The sequence below is a fragment of the Citrobacter sp. Cy070 genome (assembly GCF_030332245.1).
In the GTDB taxonomy this organism is placed as follows: domain Bacteria; phylum Pseudomonadota; class Gammaproteobacteria; order Enterobacterales; family Enterobacteriaceae; genus Citrobacter; species Citrobacter youngae.
Genome location: NZ_JAOWIG010000091.1, coordinates 489,062 through 509,509 on the forward strand (window position 1 = coordinate 489,062; position 20,448 = coordinate 509,509).

Below are 20,448 nucleotides of genomic sequence, written 5' to 3' on the forward strand. Positions count from 1 at the left end.
ATCCAGTGGGTTAATTTGAGGCGGATTATGAATAGATCATGCCATCATTTTGTTGCCGTCTGTGCTGAGGCGTTAATGTGTAAACGGTGCTTCATTGTTTAACACGCGGTCGATAATATCCAGCACGCCCTCTTCGTTATTCGAACCCGCGCGATATTTCGCCGCCTGGATAACCGGCTCATGGGCGTTGGCCATTGCAAAACTAAATCCTGCCTGGCGCAGCATCTCGATATCATTTCCGCCATCGCCAAACACGACAACCTCATCGTTGGTAATATTCCAGCGTTGTTGCAGCAGGCGTAGGCCGTTGGCTTTATGAACACCCGGAATAATTAAATCGATACTGCCGTATCCGGTATGCACTGGTACCATAATGTCGCCAATCGCCTCATGAAGATCGGCCTGCACCTGGGGAATGCGATCGTCGGAGATATTCAGGCCAAATTTGAAGAATACATCGTTGATATTGTCGAAGTTATCGACAAATTCAAGACGGTGATAATACATGGCAGAGATGGATTTATGCTCATCGCTGTACTGCTTCAGGGTGTAGGCGCTGTTTTTACCACAGGTGATAATATCAACGTCTGCACGGGTCAGCAGATATTCTACGATGGTCTGGAAATCGTCTTTTGCCAGTTCACCGTTAAAAATATCTTCCCCTTCGCTGACCACCCAGCCACCGTTTTCCGCCACAAATGAGATTTCATTGGCCAGTTCGGGAAAAAAAGAGATCAACTGGTAATACTGATTGCCGCTGGCGACTACAAAGCGGATCCCTTGTGCTTTCATTTGACGGTACTGCGCCATAAACCGCTCGCGGTTATAGGTCTTTTGGTCACTTAAAAACGTACCGTCCATGTCTACTGCAATTAACTTGATACCCATTAGCCGTTCTCCATCACAGTGGTATTTTTGACATCCGGTTTAGCCACAGCCTTCGCTACGATGGCTGCGACAAGCACCAGCGCCAGCACAACCAACATGGCGCTGCGCAGGCCATAGTGTTCACCCAAATAGCCCAGCAGCGGCGGACCGACCAGGAATGCCAGATAGCCAGTAGTCGCAACAACGCTCACGCGGGTTGGCGCATCAGGGCCGGTATCGCTGGCGGCTGAAATGGTCAGCGGGAAGCCGAGAGAAGCCCCTAGCCCCCAAAGGATCACCGAGACACCTGCCACCCATGAGCTGTCGACAAAAATGATCAGGCTGATACCGAGCGCGCCCATCAGTGCACTGGCGCGTACTACTGCCACACGGCTGTAGCGGTCGATGAACCAGCCACCGGTGAAGCGCCCGACGGTCATACCGAGCGTAAAGCCGGCATAAATCAGCGATCCGGATGTCGGGCTAAATCCATGTCCATCAACCATCAGTAATGGAAGCCAGTCGTTGGCGGAACCTTCGGCAAATGCCATTGCGAGCACCACGACGCCAATCAGCAGCAACTGCATATCGCGATAGAATGGCAACCCTTTTTCAACGGATTGCGAACCGTCAGTAGCATTCTTACCTGTGCCGTCGGGGATAGCCTTAATAGCGATAAAAATAGGGGTAATAGCCACCATCGCCGCCAGCAGAATATGTGCTGTCGCGGGGACGCTGACGGCGGTAAGTACCATGCCAACACCTGCGCCAGCCAGCGTTCCAAGGCTGTAGAAACCATGCATCATCGGCAGAACAGTTTTGTTCATTTCACGCTCAACCGCTGCACCTTCGACGTTGATAGCCACTTCTGCCGCGCCAAAACTGGCGCCAAACACGCACAGACCAAACGCAAACAGCCAGGCGGAATGCAACCATAATGCGAGGCTGAGAATTGTCATTCCCAGAACCGCGCATGACATGGTGGCGCGGATGACGTTGCGTGTGCCAAATCGTTTCACCAGCCAGGCCGAACAAAGAATGCCACTCATCGAACCAATTGAGAGTCCAAACAGCACCGCACCCATTTCGGCGGTAGAGATGGAGAGAATATCTCTGATGGCAGGGGTACGCGTTGCCCAGGAGGCCATTAATAATCCTGGTAAAAAGAAGAACGTGAACAGCGCCCAGGTGCGACGTCTTAAGGCTTTGCGTGATGAGATGCCAGTCATGAATTCGAGCCAAAGAAAAGAGGGAAGAAGACAACATTAGCAAGGTTGTGTACATTTGTACACAAATGCAAGAAGAGGTAAAGCAGTGCGACGCGCGAACGACCCACAACGACGGGATAAAATAGTCCAGGCCACGCTGGATGCGGTTATAATCCATGGTATTCATGGGGTTACACACCGGAAAATCGCCATGATTGCCGAGGTGCCGCTGGGCTCAATGACCTATTACTTTTCGGGAATAGATGAGCTTTTAATGGAGGCATTCGAGCGTTTTACTGACACCATGTCTGTGCAATATCAGGCATTTTTTGCCGGTGTTGAAAATGCGCCACAGGCCTGCCATGCGATTACCGATATGATCTATAGCTCTCAGGTCACAACGCCTGACAACATGGAGCTTATGTATCAGTTATATGCCTTCGCCAGCCGTAAACCGGCGCTAAAAACAGTGATGCAAAACTGGATGCTACGCAGCCAACAAACGCTTGAGCAGTGGTTCGAGCCGGTTACGGCGCGGGCGCTGGATGCATTTATTGAAGGGATGACGCTGCATTTTGTCACAGATAAAAAACCGCTCTCGCGGGAAGATATTCTGGTGATGGTGGAGCGTATTGCCGGATTACCTCAGAGATGAAATCATCAAAATGGTTTGTCGAGGCGGGTAACGGCCTGACGTAAAAAATCAATGACTTTCATCGCCTCTGGCGTCAACGGCCGGGCGGCTTTTTTTACCGTCCCGACATCCATATAAGTAATAAAATCATCAATCGTTCTGTGCATGACGCGCAGACCATCCAGTGACCACGGGCGATACACCAGGTCGGATAAAATGGTTATTCCTCTGCCTTTTGCAACCAGGCTTCTTATTGCTTCAAAAGAGTTGCTACGAAAACTGATATTGGGCGTATAGCCACGCTGCTGCCAGTAATCGATGATTACGTCAGGGTACTTATCGGTTTCCAGCAGTAAAAATGGTAGCTTTTCGACGTCTATTAAACGGATCGATGCCCGGCTCTGTAGCGGATGCCCAATAGACGTCCACAGGCGGCGCTGTGAACGAATGAATGTTTCGATCTCAAGGTCGTTATCATGGCTGATATTTGAGGTCAGAAGCAGGCAAAAATCGACCTTTTGTTCCCGTAGCGCCCGTACCAGTTCCGGTGCAGTAGCTTCATAAAATACGATCTCCAGCAAAGGGAAACGTCGTTCAAGATCGTTGAGTATATCCGGGATGAGATAGGCTGAGAGCGTTTCGGCAATGCCTATGCGCACCGTGCCGGTGAGAATTTCACTCCTGTCATGCAGGGCGTCAACAGCCGAGTGGCTACTGTTGATGATGTTGCAGGCATGTGCCAGAAAGCGCTCGCCCTCGGCGGTGAGCTTCACGCCTTTGGGGTAACGTACAAATAGCTGCACGTCTAATGATTCTTCCAGATTCCGCATGGCAATGGTCATTGATGACTGAGAAATATGGCAGCTCGCAGCAGCTTTGGAAATTTGTAATGTTTCTGCAAGTGCGATGTAAAACTCAAGTTGCCTTAGCGTGAATTTCATAGTTTTAATCTATGCAGATGGATAAAAACGTTATATTAGCATTCATTCTCACGCCGCCGTAGCCTTGTGGTCATACCGTACAACTGACAATAAGGCGCAAATATGCCCTATCTTTTACTCAGTCTGGCTGCCTGTTTTTGGGGCGGCAACTATGTGGTCGGCCATATATTGGTTGCCGAAGTTAATCCCATCGTTTTATCAGCAGCACGCTGGGTATTTACCGCATTGCTATTGATGGCGCTTTATTTCCGACAGATCGCCATGCAGTGGCCAGCGATGAGAAAATCCTTTGGTACTATCGTCTTCCTCGCGCTTTGTGGTCAGGTTCTTTTCCCCTTAACGTTATATATCGGCCTGCAATATACAACCTCGCTCAATGCCGCGATTTATATGTCCACCACACCGGCACTCGTTCTGTTAATCAATAAGTTCTTTTTTAAAGAGCGGATCTCTGCGCGAAATATAGCAGGTGTGCTCCTGAGTACCGTTGGTGTTATCTGGCTGGTGTCGCAAGGCGGGTTGATGCACGCACAGGTATTGGAACATCTCAATCGGGGCGATGTCTGGACCATGGGGTCAGCGCTGAGTTGGGCTATTTATTGTGCCTTTCTACGCGTTAAACCGTGTGAGGTGAAGGGAAACGCATTTGTTGCCGTGAGCGCGTTGTTAGGTGCGATTGTACTTATTCCGGTACTGGCTCTGGTGTTGATACGCAATGGTATGCCGGGCTGGAATAGCTATGCAAATACAGGCGTTATTACTGGGCTGGCATACCTTGTTATTTTTCCTTCCTGGCTGTCATATCTGTTATGGAACAAAGGGATTAGCGCCATTGGCGCAACGCGCGGAGAGATCTATTCACACTTGATTCCACTGAGTGGCGGATTATTTAGCGTGATGTTTATGCACGTCACTCTGCATTCATATCATCTGGTGAGCGCGTTGGTTATTATGTGCGGCATAGCATTGTGTTCCCGCACGAGTGCAAAAAAAGGCTCGCAGCAGCGCACGGCGTGAAAGAGCGGGTAAATTAGCTTACGGTTGCGCCCCCGGTAATATTTACCACCGTAGCGGTCATTGCTCCGGCATGGTCTGAAGCCAGAAAGGCTGTAACCTCAGCGATTTGCGCAAGCGTAGGCAGGCGTCCGAGCATGGTGCCTTGCGCCGCGCCCGCTAACCATTGATCGACGGTTAAACCCATTGATTGCGCTTTAGCGGTGAAAATCTCCCCGGTATAGGAACCGGCCGCTACCGCGTCCACAATCGCATGTGAGCGCACGCCGACGACTCGAACATTTGCCGGTCCCAGTTCGCTGGCGAGCGCTTTAATAAAAGCCTCTGTTCCCGCACAGCCGACGATGTGCCCCAAATGCCCAGGCATTGCCATCGGGGCCGCGGGCGCGACAACGGTGAGAATAACGCCCGCTCGATTGCCGCCCATGTGCGGCGTTACGGCTTTTGCGATATTGAACTGCGCCGCAAGAAAAGGGGTGATACCGCTCATAAACTCAGAGAGGGCTAATGCCTCGATGCGCTTGCCCTGTTCATGCATAAAGCCGGTCGCGTTAACCACCACATCAATTCCACCGATTCGCTGTACCAGGCGGGTAACTTGTGTTGAGGTGTCGTGCTCGTCGAGCACATCGGTGATAAACGTATCGACAGTGCCACCCGCCATTCGCAGGCGACTGGCTGCCCAATCAAGCTTTTCCTGACGGCGTGCGCCCAGGTACACATGAGCACCTTCGCGCGCCATGGTCTGCGCAACCGCACTACCAATAGCCCCGCTGCCGCCGAAGATCACCGCGACTTTGCCTGCGAGTAACATAGCAACCCCCATCACCATTTAGCACCGAGTAAAAGTATGTGCCATAACCGGCATGCTGCAAATTTGGGGAGGAATTTCGGGGGAGGAGGGAGGGAGTTAAAATCCAGGCAACAAAAAACCCATCAACCTTGAACCAAAACGGCGGGGTTGATGGGCTCCACAAATTGGGGACATCAAAGAAAAGCAGTGGCAATAGTTATGACTGACGCCTTTAAGAAAAGTTCTGCTTACCTGCAAAAAATTTTCATTAAAAGCAAAAAACAGCTCTAACCGATGCCGGGCCAGATGATGACGATGAGTGTCCCCGCCAGCGTCAACAGAACGTTAGCAATCGCGTATGTGCCCGCATAGCCTAAAGCAGGAATGTTGCTGCGCGCGGTATCGCTGATGATTTCCATTGCTGGCGCACAGGTACGCGCCCCCATCATCGCCCCGAACAGCAGGGCCCGGTTCATGCGCAATACATAAGCTCCAAACAAGAAACAGATGATCACTGGAACCAGGCTGACAATCAGACCCGAAATCAGCATCTGGCCACCCACTGCGCCGAGGCCATTACCAATGCCGCTACCTGCGCTTAAACCGACACCAGCCATAAAGACCATCAGGCCAAACTCTTTGACCATGTTCAGCGCACCTTGAGGAATGTAGCCAAACGTTGGATGGTTAGCACGCAGGAAGCCCAGCATGATCCCGGCGAACAACAGTCCAGCCGCATTTCCAATGCCAAAGCTGAAATTACTGAACTGGAAAGTGATCATCCCGATCATCAGGCCGATGATAAAGAATGCGCAGAAAGCAAGCAGATCGGTGACCTGGCTGTGAATGGAAATAAAGCCGATACGATCGGCAATGGTTTTCACACGGCGCGCATCGCCACTGACCTGTAATACATCGCCTTTATTAAGTACGACGTTGTCGTCAATGGGCATTTCGATCTGGCTGCGGATCACGCGGTTCAGGAAGCAGCCATGGTCAGTCAGCTTCAACTGGGCCAGACGACGACCTACGGCATTGTGGTTTTTCACCACAATCTCTTCGGTGACGATACGCATATCGAGCAGATCGCGATCGAACACCTCTTTACCGTTACGGAAGCTGGGGTCGAGGCGAGCATGTGCATCCGGATAGCCCACTAAGGCAATTTCATCGCCCATTTGCAGCACTGCATCACCGTCCGGGTTGGCCAGAATACCGTTGCGGCGGATACGTTCAATATAACAACCAGTCTGGCGGTAGATGCCCAGCTCGCGCAGATTTTTCCCGTCAGCCCATGCAACCAGCTCTGGACCGACACGGTAGGCGCGGATCACCGGTAGATAAACCTTACGGTTGGCGTCAGTGTCCAGCCCGCGCTCACGCGCAATTTGTTGGGCGCTGGTTTGCAGATCCTGATGCTGCAGTTTTGGCAGATAGCGCGCACCCACAATCAGACTGACCAACCCAATTAAATAGGTGAGTGCGTAACCCAGACTCAGGTTATCAAGGGCGGTGGATAGCTGTGTACCTTCCATCCCTGAATGGCGCAACGTATCGCCCGCGCCGACCAGAACGGGCGTAGACGTCATTGAACCAGCCAACATGCCTGCCGTCAGGCCGATATCCCAGCCAAATAGCTTACCCAGTCCCAGGGCGATCAGCAGCGCGCTACCGACCATCACCAGTGCAAGCATCAGGTAATTTTTCCCATCCCGAAAAAAAATCGAAAAAAAGTTGGGACCGGCTTCCACCCCGACACAAAAAATAAACAGCATAAAGCCAAGATTTAATGCGTCAGTGTTAATACTAAAGTGCTGCTGACCTAATAATAGGGAGACCACTAAAACGCCAATGGAATTACCGAGTTGGACTGAACCCAGGCGTAATTTACCCAGACACAGGCCCAGAGCCAGGACCACAAATAATAACAGGATGTAATTCCCATTTAACAAATCTGCGACGTTTATATTCACGGAGGCTAACTTCTTGTTTACTAGTAAGCTATTGAAAGAAATGGCAATTTACGCTAATGTTTTTGCCAGATATTAAGGGGCGACAGCATCGTACACAGCCCCAAATAATGCAGCACGACAATATATGCGGCTAGTTTAATCTCATTACGTATCAACGGCTATAAGAATCGTGTGGGTGTGTTTTTGGCATGGAATGCCGAGTAACTTTATCTGACTGGACGCCTGCGGGCGAAAAGAGTGTTCGATAGAGAAGATGTCAGGAGGAACGATTGAAACATAAGCAAAGTTGGGCGGGTGCGATCTGCTGCTTTGTGCTCTTTATTGTAGTGTGTCTTTCATTAACGCTGAATATGAAAGGCGCATTTAGAGCGGCTGGGCATCCTGAGGTCGGGTTATTGTTTTTTATACTGCCTGGCGCTGTGGCAAGCTTTTTCTCCCACCGTCGCGAGGTGCTCAAACCCCTTCTTGGTGCAATACTGGCAGCGCCGTGCTGCTTGTTACTGATGCGGTTCGTTTTTATGCCGACGCGTTCACTGTGGCAAGAGCTGGCATGGCTGTTCAGTGCAGTGTTTTGGTGTGCGCTTGGGGCATTGTGTTTTTTATTTATCAGTAGCTTATTCAACCAGCGTCAGCGGCGGAAAAAAAACTGATTACGCCCTCCAGCGGAGGGCGTAGAAACAGCTATCAGGCGAACAGATTCATATTCTCTTTTGCCCACGCTTCAAAATCCGTGCAGCCGCCGATGTGTTGTTGATCAATGAAAATCTGCGGAACGGTCTCAACTGGCTTTCCTACCGTTTTTTCCAGATCTGCTTTAGTAATACCTTCGGCATGGATATCAATGTAGCGGAAGTTAAAATCGTCATGCTCATTGCTTAATTTTTCTGCTAATTCTTTTGCGCGCACGCAATACGGGCACCCTGGGCGACCAAAAATAACGGCAAACATCTCTATCTCCTCGAACTTATCAGGCCGGATGGCGAATGTTGTTATGATGCCGCGATTTGTGACGGATGGAAAGCAGGTTCAGCCTGTTGCTTTGATATCCTTAGTCTATGCCTTCGTTTTTCAATCCGCATTTTTGTTAAACATGGGCTGTCGGAACGTTTTACACTAAGCGCCATTTATCGGGAGGCACCTATGCGCACAGTGGGCGTGTTACCCAAAAGCGTATTGATTCTGGAAATCATCGGGATGGTTTTGTTATCGCTGGCGCTGCTGTCGCTTAACGATTATCTCACCTTACCCGCACTGCTGAACGGGCCATTGGCCTGTGTGGTAATGATATTTCTGGGTGTACTGTTAATGCTTCCCGCCGCGGTGGTGTTGATGTTGCGCATTGCGCAACTGTTGGCACCGCAGCTGATGTCGCGTGCTCCCGACGCTTCTTCCCATTCAGCCAGAGAAAAAAAAGATGACGCCAATCATTGATTTACTTCGCAGCCACCGTTCCATTCGCCATTTCACCGATGAAAGTATTTCGGACGCACAGCGTGAGGCGATCATTGCTGCCGCTCAAGGGACATCAAGTTCAAGTTTTTTGCAGTGCACGACGATAATTCGTATTACCGATCAAAGTCTGCGGGAGTCCCTGGTGACCTTATCCGGCGGACAAAAGCATGTCGCACAGGCCGCCGAGTTCTGGGTTTTTTGCGCCGATTTTAATCGCCATTTGCAGATTTGCCCCGATGCGCAACTGGGGCTGGCTGAGCAACTGTTGCTTGGCGTGGTTGATACGGCGATGATGGCGCAAAATGCGCTGACAGCGGCTGAATCGCTGGGACTTGGCGGTGTGTTCATTGGCGGTCTGCGCAACAATATTGAGCCGGTAACGGAATTACTGACGCTGCCGAAGCATGTTTTGCCACTGTTTGGTCTGTGTCTCGGCTGGCCTGCGGATAACCCGGACATCAAGCCCCGGCTGCCAGCAACACTGGTGGTGCATGAAAACCATTACCAGCCGCTCGATCAGGATATTTTGTCGCAATATGATGAACAGCTTGCGCAATACTATCTGACCCGTGGCAGCAACACGCGTCGCGATACCTGGAGCGATCACATTCGCCGCACCATCATTAAAGAAAGCCGTCCCTTTATCCTGGAATATTTACATAAACAGGGGTGGGCGACGCGCTAAAGCGTTTAACCCGGTGTATGATACGCCAGCTTTTACCAGGTCTTTTAGAGAGGTGCAGGGTGAAAATTGCCATTTTGTCCCGGGATGGAACGCTCTATTCTTGCAAACGCCTGCGTGAAGCAGCGATGCAACGCGGTCACCTGGTAGAAATTATCGATCCCCTTTCTTGCTATATGAACATTAGCCCGGCAGCGTCTTCTATCCATTATAAAGGCCGCCAGCTTCCCCATTTTGACGCGGTCATTCCAAGAATTGGCTCAGCCATTACCTTCTACGGTACGGCGGCATTACGTCAGTTTGAGATGCTGGGTAGCTATCCGCTGAATGAGTCAGTAGCGATTACCCGCGCACGCGATAAGCTGCGCTCGTTACAACTGTTGGCGCGACAGGGAATTGACCTGCCCATTACCGGAATAGCCCACTCGCCGGATGATACCAGCGATATGATTGATATGGTCGGCGGTGCGCCGCTGGTGGTGAAGCTGGTGGAGGGGACTCAAGGGATCGGTGTGGTATTGGCCGAAACGCGCCAGGCCGCAGAGAGCGTAGTGGATGCATTTCGTGGTCTGAATGCCCATATTCTGGTCCAGGAATATATCGAAGAGGCGAAGGGGCGAGATATTCGCTGTTTCGTTGTGGGTGATGAGGTGGTCGCGGCTATTGAGCGGCGGGCCAAAGAGGGCGATTTTCGTTCTAATTTGCATCGCGGCGGAGTTGCCACGATTGCCAATATCACGCTGCAGGAAAGGGACATTGCGCTTAAAGCCGCCCGCACGATGGGGCTTGATGTTGCTGGCGTCGATATTCTGCGTGCAGAACGCGGACCGCTGGTTATGGAGGTCAACGCCTCTCCAGGGCTGGAAGGCGTGGAGAAAACCACAGGGATAGATATTGCTGCGCGAATGATCCAGTGGATCGAGCGTCATGCTACTCCTGAATTTTGTCTTAAAATCGGCGGCTAAACGCAATATCGATAGCGATCGTGGTATGACACGGTCTTTTTGCGTAAGCTGTGCCGGTAATTTTTTCATCAATAGAGGTCGCACATTATTATGACATCACTGGTCGTTCCCACTCTGGATACGTTGCGTCAATGGCTCGACGACCTGGGCATGAGTTTTTTTGAATGTGATACCTGTCAGGCGTTGCATCTACCGCACATGCAGAACTTCGATGGCATTTTTGATGCAAAAATTGATCTGGTGGATAACGTCATTCTATTTTCCGCGATGGCGGAAGTCAGACCTTCAGCGCTGCTGCCGCTGGCCGCCGATCTATCCGCTATCAATGCCAGCTCACTGACGGTAAAAGCCTTTCTGGATATGCAGGATGATAATCTGCCAAAACTGGTGGTTTGCCAGTCTTTATCCGTGATGCCGGGTGTGACGTTTGAACAGTTTGAATGTTTTGTGCGTCAGAGCGAAGAACAGATATCGATGGTGATCCTTGAAGCCGGGGCACATCAATTGTTGTTTAATGCCGAAGAAGACGGGCAAAACGGCAATGCAGAGGTTCATTTCCTCCATTAATCGTTCCTGATTTTGGGTATTTATAGCGCAGCCGCTGCCAGAGCGGTTGCGTATTTCACGTTTTTATTCTGCATTTAACCTTTTCTTAAAGAATTATTCACTTCGGTTCCGCCCCTTCCGCATTACGTCATAGACAAAATCTGCATAAAAAATTGATAAAAGACGTTTTTTTATCTGGGCTATATTCTCGAATCCTGGCTAAAGTTATTCTTGCAAGGCTTGTAAACGCCACCGTTCAATTTGCCTATTATGAGCTATCTGTAGCTGTATGCATGTTGAATAAGTCAGCGGATATCAGCGAGCAATAGCGGCGGGGAGAGAGACCTCTCTTTCATTGATGCCGCATGAAATAATATGCACGTTTCTTGCATATCATTAGAGTGTGACTTTTTTGTTCGTTTGTTAACGAACTTTCAGAAGGAAAGAGATTATGACCGCCTTAAATAAAAAATGGTTATCAGGCCTGGTTGCAGGTGCTCTGATGGCCATCTCTGCCGGCACGCTCGCTGCTGAACAAAAAACACTGCATATTTATAACTGGTCTGACTATATTGCTCCGGACACGGTGGCTAATTTTGAGAAAGAGACCGGCATTAAAGTCATTTATGATGTATTTGACTCCAATGAGGTGCTGGAAGGTAAGCTCATGGCTGGCAGCACCGGTTTTGACCTCGTTGTCCCGTCAGCCAGTTTCCTCGAACGGCAACTGACCGCGGGCGTTTTCCAGCCCCTGGACAAGAGCAAACTGCCAGGCTGGAAAAACCTCGATCCTGAACTGCTGAAACTGGTGGGTAAACACGATCCAGACAATAAGTTTGCTATGCCGTATATGTGGGCAACCACCGGTATTGGCTACAACGTAGATAAAGTTAAAGCGGTGCTGGGTGCGGATGCGCCGGTTAACAGCTGGGATTTGATCCTCAAACCGGAGAATCTGGAAAAACTCAAAAGCTGCGGTGTCTCTTTCCTCGATGCGCCTGAAGAAGTGTTTGCTACTGTGCTGAACTATTTGGGTAAAGATCCAAACAGTACCAAAGCGGATGATTACACCGGGCCGGCAACCGATTTGTTGTTGAAACTGCGTCCGAATATCCGTTATTTCCACTCCTCGCAATACATTAACGATCTGGCAAATGGAGATACCTGTGTAGCGATTGGCTGGGCAGGGGATGTATGGCAGGCGGCAAACCGTGCGAAAGAAGCGAAAAATGGCGTCAATATTTCCTTCTCGATTCCCAAAGAGGGGGCGATGGCGTTCTTTGATGTGTTCGCGATGCCTGCAGATGCGAAAAACAAAGACGAAGCCTACCAGTTCCTTAATTACCTGCTGCGCCCTGATGTGATTGCGCATATTTCCGACCACGTGTTCTACGCCAATGCGAACAAAGAAGCGACGGCTCTGGTTAGCCCGGAAGTTCGTGATAACCCGGGTATCTATCCGCCAGCGGACGTACGCGCCAAACTGTTCACACTGAAAGTACAGGATCCGAAGATCGATCGTGTGCGCACCCGTGCCTGGACGAAGGTGAAAAGCGGGAAATAACCCGATGTTCGGGACATGACCCGGCGGTGCTTGTGCCTGCCGGGGATGTCGCGATCCCGAACACACAAAACCCGGCAATACGCACCAATAAGGTGCGTTATTTGCACTGTTTCTTTATTTATGCCGGAGAGCACTTGAGTGAATGATGCAACCCCACGCCCACAAGCGAAAATCCGCAAGGCGCTGACCCCGCTGCTTGAAATTCGCAACCTGACGAAGTCATTTGACGGTCAGCACGCCGTCGATGACGTCAATCTCACTATCTACAAAGGCGAAATATTTGCCCTGCTGGGTGCGTCCGGTTGTGGTAAATCAACCCTGTTGCGCATGCTGGCGGGGTTTGAACTGCCGACTACCGGGCAAATCATGCTTGATGGCGTCGATTTAGCGCATGTCCCGCCTTATCTGCGCCCAATTAATATGATGTTTCAGTCCTACGCTATGTTTCCGCATATGACTGTCGAGCAGAACATTGCCTTTGGTCTCAAGCAGGACAAACTGCCGAAAGCGGAAATCGCCAGCCGGGTGAATGAGATGCTCGGACTGGTGCACATGCAGGAGTTCGCCAAACGTAAGCCGCATCAGCTTTCAGGCGGTCAACGTCAACGCGTGGCACTGGCCCGGAGCCTGGCCAAACGCCCTAAGCTGCTGTTACTGGATGAACCGATGGGCGCTTTGGATAAAAAACTGCGCGACCGCATGCAGCTGGAAGTGGTTGATATTCTTGAGCGTGTAGGGGTGACCTGCGTGATGGTGACGCACGACCAGGAAGAAGCCATGACCATGGCGGGTCGTATAGCCATCATGAACCGCGGGAAATTTGTGCAGATTGGCGAGCCGGAAGAGATCTACGAGCACCCGACCACCCGCTACAGCGCTGAATTTATCGGTTCGGTAAACGTTTTTGAGGGGCTGCTAAAGGAGCGTCAGGAGGACGGTTTGGTGATTGATTCTCCGGGGCTGGTGCATCCGCTAAAAGTGGATGCTGATACTTCCATCGTCGATAACGTACCGGTGTATGTCGCGCTTCGTCCGGAAAAAATCATGCTCTGTGATGCCCCTCCGCCGGATGGCTATAACTTTGCGGTGGGTGAGGTGGTGCACATTGCCTACCTGGGTGATTTGTCTGTGTATCACGTGCGTTTAAAAAGCGGCCAGATGTTGAGTGCCCAGCTGCAAAACGAACATCGCTATCGCAAGGGGCTACCGACCTGGGGTGACGAGGTACGTTTATGTTGGGATGCGGACAGCTGTGTGGTGTTGACGGTTTAAGGAGTAAAGATGAGTACACTTGAACCTCCGGCACGTGCCGAAAAAGCGAGCCGTTTCACGCTGTATATGTCGCAGTTGCAAATGAAACATGGTCGCAAGCTGGTGATCGCGTTGCCGTATGTGTGGCTGGTTCTCCTGTTTTTATTGCCGTTTCTGATTGTCTTTAAGATTAGCCTGTCAGAAATGGCACGGGCGATACCGCCGTACACTGACCTTGTGGCATGGGACGATGGTCAGCTATCTATTACGCTCAATTTAGGTAACTTCCTGCAGTTGACGGACGACCCGCTCTATTTCGATGCTTACCTGCAGTCTTTGCAGGTAGCGGGGATTTCGACGATCTGCTGTCTGTTGTTGGGGTATCCACTAGCGTGGGCGGTGGCGCACAGCAAACCCTCGACGCGCAATATTTTGCTGTTGCTGGTGATTCTGCCTTCCTGGACCTCTTTCTTGATTCGCGTGTACGCCTGGATGGGGATCCTGAAAAATAACGGGGTGCTGAACAACTTTCTGATGTGGCTGGGCGTTATCGATCAGCCATTGACGATCCTGCATACCAACCTGGCGGTTTATATTGGCATTGTTTATGCCTATTTGCCCTTTATGGTGCTGCCGATTTATACCGCACTGACGCGCATTGACTATTCGCTGGTGGAAGCGGCGCTGGATTTAGGTGCCCGACCATTAAAAACCTTCTTTAGCGTGATCGTGCCGTTGACCAAAGGCGGGATTATCGCTGGCTCAATGCTGGTGTTTATCCCGGCGGTAGGGGAATTTGTTATTCCGGAACTGCTTGGGGGGCCGGACAGCATTATGATCGGCCGCGTGTTATGGCAGGAGTTTTTCAATAACCGTGACTGGCCGGTGGCGTCTGCGGTTGCCATCATCATGTTGCTGTTACTGATTGTGCCAATCATGTGGTTCCATAAGTATCAGCAGAAAAGCGTGGGGGAACACGGATGAATAACTTACCGGTTGTCCGCTCGCCGTGGCGGATCTTTATCCTGGTCGTGGGGTTTACGTTTCTGTACGCCCCCATGCTGATGTTAGTTATCTATTCGTTTAACAGCTCCAAGCTGGTGACGGTGTGGGCGGGGTGGTCAACACGCTGGTACGGTGAACTTTTCCACGATACTGCAATGATGAGTGCCGTCGGCATGAGTTTAACGATTGCTGCCTGTGCTGCGACGATGGCGGCGATCCTCGGCACCATAGCTGCCGTGGTGATGGTGCGCTTTGGCCGTTTTCGTGGTTCGAATGGTTTTGCCTTTATGATCACCGCACCGCTGGTTATGCCGGATGTCATTACCGGTTTGTCGCTGCTGCTCCTGTTTGTGGCGCTGGCGCACGCCATTGGCTGGCCAGCGGATCGCGGTATGTTGACCATCTGGCTGGCGCACGTCACCTTCTGTACGGCGTATGTAGCGGTGGTGATTTCCTCGCGTTTGCGCGAACTGGATCACTCCATTGAGGAAGCGGCGATGGATCTTGGCGCGACGCCGCTGAAGGTCTTTTTCGTCATTACGCTGCCGATGATTATGCCGGCGGTCATTTCCGGTTGGTTACTGGCCTTTACGCTATCGCTGGATGATTTGGTTATCGCCAGCTTTGTCTCTGGTCCTGGGGCCACAACGTTACCGATGTTGGTGTTCTCCAGCGTACGTATGGGGGTTAACCCGGAGATCAACGCACTGGCGACGCTGATCCTTGGCGTGGTAGGAATTATCGGATTTATCGCGTGGTATCTGATGGCGCGAACAGAAAAACAACGGATACGCGATATCCAACGTGCAAGACGCGGCTGAAAAAACTAAAATCTGCCAATCTGTCTATACGGCGCAGCTGTGGTGGTTGCGCCGTTTTCATGGAAGACGACGCGTTGGGATTTTTTAAGAAATCATCCACATCACATGCCCGCTTAAACGTCCCTGCTTTGGTGCAGGTGGCGGCGCTGGCTATCATTATGATCCGCTGTCTCGATCTGTTGATGATTTTTAATACGCTTGGGTTTCGTGGAACCAGTGAGTTTATTCATCGCAGTGTGCAGACCTGGAATTTGACGCTGGTATTTCTGGGCAGTCTGGTGCTGCTGTTTATCGAAATTTTCTGCGCATTTTCGCTGGTCAAAGGACGGAGCTGGGCCCGCTGGATCTATCTGCTGACCCAGATTATCGCCAGCGTCTATCTGTGGGCAGCTTCGCTGGGCTACGGATATCCGGAACTGTTCAGTATTGCGGGGGAGTCCAGACGCGAAATCCTGCATACGCTGGTGATGCAAAAATTGCCGGATATGCTGGTGTTGCTACTGCTTTTTGTTCCTGCGTCCAGCAGGCGGTTCTTCCGCTTGCAATAACGTGTATAATTTTGGCCCCCGGTTAATTTGTAGGTTTTTGTATGCAGTGCGCACTTTATGACGCCGAACGCTGTCGCTCCTGTCAGTGGATAGCACAGCCTGTCGCCGATCAACTCTTCGCCAAAACAGCCGATCTGCAAAATCTGCTGGCCGATTATCCAGTCGGAGAATGGTGCGCGTCGGTCAGCGGCCCGGAAAGCGCTTTTCGTAATAAAGCTAAAATGGTGGTTAGCGGCAGCGTGGAGAAACCGCTGTTGGGCATGCTGCATCGTGACGGTACGCCGGAGGATTTGTGCGACTGCCCGCTTTATCCTGAGTCTTTTGCGCCCGTGTTTGCCACACTCAAACCGTTTATCGCCCGCGCGGGGCTGACGCCCTATAACGTGGCGCGTAAACGCGGGGAGCTGAAGTATCTGCTGTTAACGGAAAGCCAGTTTGATGGCAGTATAATGCTGCGTTTTGTCCTGCGTTCCGACGCGAAACTGGCACAACTGCGCGCGGCGCTACCGTGGCTGCAGGCACAGTTACCGCAGTTAAAAGTCATTAGCGTCAATATCCAGCCTGTGCATATGGCGATTATGGAAGGGGAGACAGAAATCTTCCTGACCGAACAGCAGGCACTGGCCGAACGTTTTAACGACGTACCGTTGTGGATACGCCCGCAGAGTTTCTTCCAGACCAACCCGGTAGTGGCGGGGCAGCTATATGCCACGGCGCGCGACTGGGTACGCCAGCTTCCGGTTAATCACATGTGGGATCTGTTTTGCGGCGTCGGGGGTTTTGGTCTGCATTGCGCCACGCCGCAGATGAAACTGACAGGGATTGAAATTGCGCCAGAGGCGATTACCTGCGCGAAACAGTCTGCGCAGGAGCTTGGGTTACAGAACCTGCATTTTCAGGCGCTGGACTCAACTCAGTTTGCTACCGCTCAGGGCGAAGTACCGGACCTGGTGTTGGTGAATCCACCGCGTCGGGGAATTGGCAAACCGCTGTGTGATTTTCTTTCCCACATGGCACCGCGTTTTATCATTTATTCCAGCTGTAATGCGCAAACCATGGCGAAGGATATTCGTGAGTTGCCAGGGTATCGCATTGAACGCGTCCAGCTTTTCGATATGTTTCCGCACACAGCACACTACGAAGTGTTGACGCTGCTTACTCGGCGATAAATGGCATGCCTGATGGCGCTTTGCTTATCAGGCCTACAGGTTGTTCGTCATTCGTAGGCCGGATAAGGTGCTTGCACCGCATCCGGCAAATGCAATATGAGAAAAAAAAGCCCGTACTTGCGTACGAGCTCTTTCTCGAATATGGCGGTGAGGCGGGGATTCGAACCCCGGATACGTTGCCGTATACACACTTTCCAGGCGTGCTCCTTCAGCCACTCGGACACCTCACCATATTGTATTGCTGCCTGACCACATGGGGGGCAACGGGGCGCTACTATAGGGAGTTGCGCTAAAACGGTCAAGCAGAATTTACATGTTCATATTCGTTTGGTCACGCAATGTACATATTCCCCACCCGGACAGGCGTGGGGGAGAGGATTAGCGCTGAGAGTCCAGTTTTTCACCGTTGGTGACGACTTCCTGGGCTTTGCTGTAGCTCTCAATCAGCAACTGATATGCCGGGAATACTTTCGTGTACACTTCTGCCCACTCTGCTGCATCTTCACGGTTCCATGTTCCCTGCAGTTCAGAAGCAACGGCGGCGGTATCCATCGGAACTACGCCAGCCTGAACGACACGTGCCAGGGTAATTTCCTGCGCCATTTTGCTGTAAGTACCGGAAGCGTCGATCACTGCGAAAACTTTGTAGCCTTCCGCAACCGCGCTGATGGCTGGGAAAGCCATGCAAACACTGGTGATGGTACCGGCGATAATCAGCGTCTTACGACCTGTTGCTTTGACCGCTTTCACGAAGTCTTCGTTATCCCAGGCGTTGATTTCGCCTTTACGCGCCACGTATTGAGCATGAGGCGCATTGGCGTGGATCTCAGGGATCAACGGGCCGTTCGGTCCCTGCGGTACTGATGCGGTGGTAATCACCGGCATCTTCGCCAGGGAGGCCATTTTAGCCAGCGCGGCAGCACGTGCTCGCAGTTCTGGCATTGGCATATCGCCTACGGTTTGGAAAAGTCCGCTCTGGTGATCGATAAGCAGCATAACGGAATCATTTACATCAATGACCGGGCGTGAACCATTAAAGTTTGCAGGGCTGGACATAGTATTCTCCTTTGATTCAGATTTGGCCAAAGCGGCCGGAGTTAAAATCGCGTACGGCTTCTGCGATCTCTTGTTTCGTGTTCATGACAAACGGACCGTAACCCACAATCGGCTCATTCAACGGTTCGCCTGACAACAGCAATACGCTGGCATCGCTACTGGCTTCAATATGCAATGTTTTACCCTGCTGGCTTAACACCACCAGCTGTGCCTCGCTGACGGGCGTGGTGCCGTTTACGGTAATGTTGCCTTTCAGTACGACCAGCGCGGTGCTCCATCCTTCCGGCTGAGACAGCGTGAACTGATGATTACGCTGCAGACGCATATCCCAGACATTCAGCGGCGAGAAGGTATGTGCCGGACCTTTTGTCTCCTGATAGCTGCCCGCAATGACACGGAGAGTGCCGGCGTCATCTGGCAGCGCGACAGTAGGGATAACATCACTACTAATGCCCTGATATCCGGGTACGGCCATTTTGTCTTTCGCTGGTAGGTTGACCCAAAGTTGCACCATTTCCAGCTCGCCACCCTTCCGGGTAAATTCCGGAGAATGGAATTCTTCGTGTAAAATGCCTGCACCTGCAGTCATCCATTGCACGTCGCCTGGGCCGATAATCCCACCGCGACCGGTTGAGTCACGATGTTCAACTTCACCGCTGTAAACGATGGTCACCGTTTCGAAACCACGGTGAGGGTGTTCGCCCACGCCACGTTTTTCATTACCTGGGGTGAAAGTATGTGGCCCGGCGTAATCCAGCAGCAGGAACGGACTTAATTGTTCAGCATGAGACTGGTAAGAGAACATCGAGCGAACCGGGAATCCATCGCCAACCCAGTGTGGGCGAGGTGCGGTGTAGACGCCTGTTACTTGTTTCATATGTGTCTCCTCAGTGGCGTTATCTTGATGTGAATAAGCTTATATTCATGACAGAGAACTGAGTAGTAGCTAAAATAGCTCTCACAGTCTCATAAATAGGACAATAAGATGACTAAGCCGGATCTCAATGATTTCGCGTGGTTTGTTCACGTAGTTGAAGAAGGAGGATTCGCTGCGGCCGGTCGGGCGCTCGATGAACCGAAATCAAAGCTGAGCCGCCGAATTGCACAACTGGAGGAGAGGCTGGGGGTGCGATTGATTCAGCGAACCACCCGGCAGTTTAATGTTACTGAAGTTGGGCAAACGTTCTACGAACACTGTAAGGCAATGCTGGTGGAAGCGCAGGCAGCGCAGGATGCCATTGCTGCGCTACAGGTTGAACCGCGTGGAATTGTGAAGCTGACGTGCCCGGTTACGTTGCTGCACGTGCATATCGGACCCATGCTTGCCCGTTTTATGGCGCGTTACCCTGATGTATCTGTGCAACTCGAGGCCACGAACCGCCGTGTTGACGTCGTTGGAGAAGGTCTGGACGTGGCGATTCGTGTCAGGCCTCGACCATTTGAAGATAGCGACCTGGTGATGCGGGTGCTGGCGGACAGGGGGCATCGTTTGTATGCCAGTCCGCAGCTAATCGAGAAAATGGGCGCGCTACATTCTCCGGCTGAATTGACTCGCTGGCCGGGGTTGAGCCTGGCCTCGGGTAAACATGTGCATCGTTGGGAGTTATTTGGCCCGCAGGGCGCGCGGGCAGAGGTACATTTCACGCCACGAATGATCACCACCGATATGCTGGCGCTACGTGAAGCTGCCGTTGCCGGTGTGGGAGTTGTGCAACTTCCGCAGTTGATGGTCAAAGATCAATTAGCCGCAGGCGAGCTGGTGGCATTACTCGACGGTTGGGAACCAAAGCGAGAGATCATTCACGCGGTTTTTCCATCGCGCAGGGGGTTATTGCCGTCGGTTCGTGCATTGGTGGATTTCCTCACGGAAGAATATGCACGAATGATCGAGGATTAAATACGTAATATCAGTCCACAAAAAAGGCCGGTTAAACCGACCTTTTATTATCTGGACGCCAT

Annotated in this window: 22 protein-coding genes and 1 tRNA gene; 14 read left to right on the top strand and 9 right to left on the bottom strand. The window is 51.6% G+C overall.

The window, feature by feature from the left end; all coding sequences use genetic code 11:
- Positions 1 to 72: 72 nt before the first annotated feature.
- Together OGY19_RS24200 and OGY19_RS24205 are read right to left on the bottom strand one after the other, a co-directional pair.
- Positions 73 to 888 carry a Cof-type HAD-IIB family hydrolase gene (locus OGY19_RS24200; RefSeq protein ID WP_115602322.1) on the bottom strand — a complete coding sequence of 272 codons (816 nt, stop codon included), beginning with the start codon at positions 886 to 888 and terminating at the stop codon, positions 73 to 75.
- On the bottom strand, positions 888 to 2,096 hold the full coding sequence (locus OGY19_RS24205; RefSeq protein ID WP_115602321.1) for an MFS transporter: 1,209 nt from the start codon (positions 2,094 to 2,096) through the stop codon (positions 888 to 890). Before OGY19_RS24205 ends, OGY19_RS24200 begins: the two co-directional genes overlap by 1 nt.
- Before the next feature lie 85 nt (positions 2,097 to 2,181).
- Here OGY19_RS24205 and OGY19_RS24210 point away from each other — a divergent pair, with 85 nt between their 5' ends.
- Positions 2,182 to 2,730 carry a TetR/AcrR family transcriptional regulator gene (locus tag OGY19_RS24210; protein WP_061067600.1) on the top strand — a complete coding sequence of 183 codons (549 nt, stop codon included), beginning with the start codon at positions 2,182 to 2,184 and terminating at the stop codon, positions 2,728 to 2,730.
- Positions 2,731 to 2,735: 5 nt separating this feature from the next.
- Here the strand turns inward: OGY19_RS24210 and OGY19_RS24215 are convergent, their stop codons facing one another.
- On the bottom strand, positions 2,736 to 3,650 hold the full coding sequence (locus tag OGY19_RS24215; protein WP_115602320.1) for a LysR family transcriptional regulator: 915 nt from the start codon (positions 3,648 to 3,650) through the stop codon (positions 2,736 to 2,738).
- 102 nt (positions 3,651 to 3,752) lie between these two features.
- Between OGY19_RS24215 and OGY19_RS24220 the strand changes: the two genes are divergently transcribed.
- Entirely contained in the window at positions 3,753 to 4,667 is a 915-nt protein-coding gene (locus OGY19_RS24220) for a DMT family transporter (protein WP_115602319.1), read from the top strand.
- Between the two features lie 13 nt (positions 4,668 to 4,680).
- Here the strand turns inward: OGY19_RS24220 and OGY19_RS24225 are convergent, their stop codons facing one another.
- Both OGY19_RS24225 and OGY19_RS24230 read right to left on the bottom strand, forming a co-directional pair.
- Positions 4,681 to 5,478, bottom strand: coding sequence for an SDR family NAD(P)-dependent oxidoreductase (locus OGY19_RS24225; RefSeq protein ID WP_115602318.1), 798 nt, complete (start codon positions 5,476 to 5,478; stop codon positions 4,681 to 4,683).
- A 266-nt stretch (positions 5,479 to 5,744) separates the two neighbouring features.
- A complete protein-coding gene (locus OGY19_RS24230) occupies positions 5,745 to 7,430 on the bottom strand; it encodes an aspartate:alanine antiporter (RefSeq protein WP_040233921.1) in 1,686 nt (561 codons plus the stop codon).
- 269 nt (positions 7,431 to 7,699) lie between these two features.
- Between OGY19_RS24230 and OGY19_RS24235 the strand changes: the two genes are divergently transcribed.
- Complete coding sequence (locus tag OGY19_RS24235; RefSeq protein WP_040233923.1) at positions 7,700 to 8,080, top strand: inner membrane protein YbjM; 381 nt, start codon at positions 7,700 to 7,702, stop codon at positions 8,078 to 8,080.
- A 34-nt stretch (positions 8,081 to 8,114) separates the two neighbouring features.
- Here the strand turns inward: OGY19_RS24235 and OGY19_RS24240 are convergent, their stop codons facing one another.
- On the bottom strand, positions 8,115 to 8,378 hold the full coding sequence (locus OGY19_RS24240; protein WP_115602317.1) for a GrxA family glutaredoxin: 264 nt from the start codon (positions 8,376 to 8,378) through the stop codon (positions 8,115 to 8,117).
- Between the two features lie 192 nt (positions 8,379 to 8,570).
- On the opposite strand from OGY19_RS24240, the gene OGY19_RS24245 reads away from it, so the two are divergent.
- The 10 genes from OGY19_RS24245 (at position 8,571) to rlmC (ending at position 17,433) form a co-directional block, all read left to right on the top strand.
- The gene (locus tag OGY19_RS24245) at positions 8,571 to 8,861 is read left to right on the top strand and encodes a DUF1418 family protein (RefSeq protein WP_115602316.1); all 291 of its coding nucleotides are present in this window, start codon (positions 8,571 to 8,573) and stop codon (positions 8,859 to 8,861) included.
- The gene (gene nfsA, locus OGY19_RS24250) at positions 8,845 to 9,567 is read left to right on the top strand and encodes a nitroreductase NfsA (RefSeq protein ID WP_115602315.1); all 723 of its coding nucleotides are present in this window, start codon (positions 8,845 to 8,847) and stop codon (positions 9,565 to 9,567) included. The genes OGY19_RS24245 and nfsA overlap by 17 nt, the downstream gene beginning before the upstream one ends.
- A gap of 59 nt (positions 9,568 to 9,626) precedes the next feature.
- The gene (gene rimK / locus OGY19_RS24255) at positions 9,627 to 10,529 is read left to right on the top strand and encodes a 30S ribosomal protein S6--L-glutamate ligase (RefSeq protein ID WP_048212157.1); all 903 of its coding nucleotides are present in this window, start codon (positions 9,627 to 9,629) and stop codon (positions 10,527 to 10,529) included.
- Between the two features lie 90 nt (positions 10,530 to 10,619).
- A complete protein-coding gene (locus OGY19_RS24260; RefSeq protein ID WP_005123602.1) occupies positions 10,620 to 11,096 on the top strand; it encodes a type III secretion system chaperone family protein in 477 nt (158 codons plus the stop codon).
- A 430-nt stretch (positions 11,097 to 11,526) separates the two neighbouring features.
- The gene (potF, locus tag OGY19_RS24265) at positions 11,527 to 12,639 is read left to right on the top strand and encodes a spermidine/putrescine ABC transporter substrate-binding protein PotF (RefSeq protein ID WP_048212156.1); all 1,113 of its coding nucleotides are present in this window, start codon (positions 11,527 to 11,529) and stop codon (positions 12,637 to 12,639) included.
- A 138-nt stretch (positions 12,640 to 12,777) separates the two neighbouring features.
- Positions 12,778 to 13,911 carry a putrescine ABC transporter ATP-binding subunit PotG gene (potG, locus tag OGY19_RS24270; protein ID WP_286597353.1) on the top strand — a complete coding sequence of 378 codons (1,134 nt, stop codon included), beginning with the start codon at positions 12,778 to 12,780 and terminating at the stop codon, positions 13,909 to 13,911.
- 9 nt (positions 13,912 to 13,920) lie between these two features.
- Entirely contained in the window at positions 13,921 to 14,874 is a 954-nt protein-coding gene (potH, locus tag OGY19_RS24275) for a putrescine ABC transporter permease PotH (RefSeq protein WP_115602314.1), read from the top strand.
- A complete protein-coding gene (gene potI, locus OGY19_RS24280) occupies positions 14,871 to 15,716 on the top strand; it encodes a putrescine ABC transporter permease PotI (protein ID WP_048212155.1) in 846 nt (281 codons plus the stop codon). Before potH ends, potI begins: the two co-directional genes overlap by 4 nt.
- A gap of 59 nt (positions 15,717 to 15,775) precedes the next feature.
- Entirely contained in the window at positions 15,776 to 16,264 is a 489-nt protein-coding gene (locus OGY19_RS24285; protein WP_048212154.1) for a YbjO family protein, read from the top strand.
- A 41-nt stretch (positions 16,265 to 16,305) separates the two neighbouring features.
- Positions 16,306 to 17,433 carry a 23S rRNA (uracil(747)-C(5))-methyltransferase RlmC gene (rlmC, locus tag OGY19_RS24290; RefSeq protein ID WP_115602313.1) on the top strand — a complete coding sequence of 376 codons (1,128 nt, stop codon included), beginning with the start codon at positions 16,306 to 16,308 and terminating at the stop codon, positions 17,431 to 17,433.
- Between the two features lie 142 nt (positions 17,434 to 17,575).
- Here rlmC and OGY19_RS24295 read toward each other — a convergent pair.
- The 3 genes from OGY19_RS24295 to OGY19_RS24305 form a co-directional block, all read right to left on the bottom strand.
- Positions 17,576 to 17,663: transfer RNA gene (locus OGY19_RS24295), tRNA-Ser, on the bottom strand.
- Between the two features lie 148 nt (positions 17,664 to 17,811).
- On the bottom strand, positions 17,812 to 18,489 hold the full coding sequence (locus OGY19_RS24300; RefSeq protein WP_061067608.1) for an isochorismatase family protein: 678 nt from the start codon (positions 18,487 to 18,489) through the stop codon (positions 17,812 to 17,814).
- Positions 18,490 to 18,505: 16 nt separating this feature from the next.
- Positions 18,506 to 19,366 carry a pirin family protein gene (locus OGY19_RS24305; protein WP_061067609.1) on the bottom strand — a complete coding sequence of 287 codons (861 nt, stop codon included), beginning with the start codon at positions 19,364 to 19,366 and terminating at the stop codon, positions 18,506 to 18,508.
- 108 nt (positions 19,367 to 19,474) lie between these two features.
- On the opposite strand from OGY19_RS24305, the gene OGY19_RS24310 reads away from it, so the two are divergent.
- Positions 19,475 to 20,386: a LysR family transcriptional regulator gene (locus tag OGY19_RS24310; protein ID WP_101741830.1), complete on the top strand. Its 912-nt coding sequence runs from the start codon at positions 19,475 to 19,477 to the stop codon at positions 20,384 to 20,386.
- Positions 20,387 to 20,448 lie beyond the last annotated feature (62 nt).

Coding starts and splice junctions, on each gene's coding strand:
- OGY19_RS24215 (WP_115602320.1), bottom strand. CDS start 3,650: ATGAAATTCACGCTAAGGCAACTTGAGTTTTACATCGCACTTGCAGAA.
- rlmC (WP_115602313.1), top strand. CDS start 16,306: ATGCAGTGCGCACTTTATGACGCCGAACGCTGTCGCTCCTGTCAGTGG.
- OGY19_RS24225 (WP_115602318.1), bottom strand. CDS start 5,478: ATGTTACTCGCAGGCAAAGTCGCGGTGATCTTCGGCGGCAGCGGGGCT.
- nfsA (WP_115602315.1), top strand. CDS start 8,845: ATGACGCCAATCATTGATTTACTTCGCAGCCACCGTTCCATTCGCCAT.
- OGY19_RS24220 (WP_115602319.1), top strand. CDS start 3,753: ATGCCCTATCTTTTACTCAGTCTGGCTGCCTGTTTTTGGGGCGGCAAC.
- potI (WP_048212155.1), top strand. CDS start 14,871: ATGAATAACTTACCGGTTGTCCGCTCGCCGTGGCGGATCTTTATCCTG.
- potF (WP_048212156.1), top strand. CDS start 11,527: ATGACCGCCTTAAATAAAAAATGGTTATCAGGCCTGGTTGCAGGTGCT.
- OGY19_RS24285 (WP_048212154.1), top strand. CDS start 15,776: ATGGAAGACGACGCGTTGGGATTTTTTAAGAAATCATCCACATCACAT.
- OGY19_RS24205 (WP_115602321.1), bottom strand. CDS start 2,096: ATGACTGGCATCTCATCACGCAAAGCCTTAAGACGTCGCACCTGGGCG.
- OGY19_RS24240 (WP_115602317.1), bottom strand. CDS start 8,378: ATGTTTGCCGTTATTTTTGGTCGCCCAGGGTGCCCGTATTGCGTGCGC.
- OGY19_RS24245 (WP_115602316.1), top strand. CDS start 8,571: ATGCGCACAGTGGGCGTGTTACCCAAAAGCGTATTGATTCTGGAAATC.
- OGY19_RS24260 (WP_005123602.1), top strand. CDS start 10,620: ATGACATCACTGGTCGTTCCCACTCTGGATACGTTGCGTCAATGGCTC.
- OGY19_RS24310 (WP_101741830.1), top strand. CDS start 19,475: ATGACTAAGCCGGATCTCAATGATTTCGCGTGGTTTGTTCACGTAGTT.
- OGY19_RS24200 (WP_115602322.1), bottom strand. CDS start 888: ATGGGTATCAAGTTAATTGCAGTAGACATGGACGGTACGTTTTTAAGT.
- OGY19_RS24305 (WP_061067609.1), bottom strand. CDS start 19,366: ATGAAACAAGTAACAGGCGTCTACACCGCACCTCGCCCACACTGGGTT.
- OGY19_RS24300 (WP_061067608.1), bottom strand. CDS start 18,489: ATGTCCAGCCCTGCAAACTTTAATGGTTCACGCCCGGTCATTGATGTA.
- potH (WP_115602314.1), top strand. CDS start 13,921: ATGAGTACACTTGAACCTCCGGCACGTGCCGAAAAAGCGAGCCGTTTC.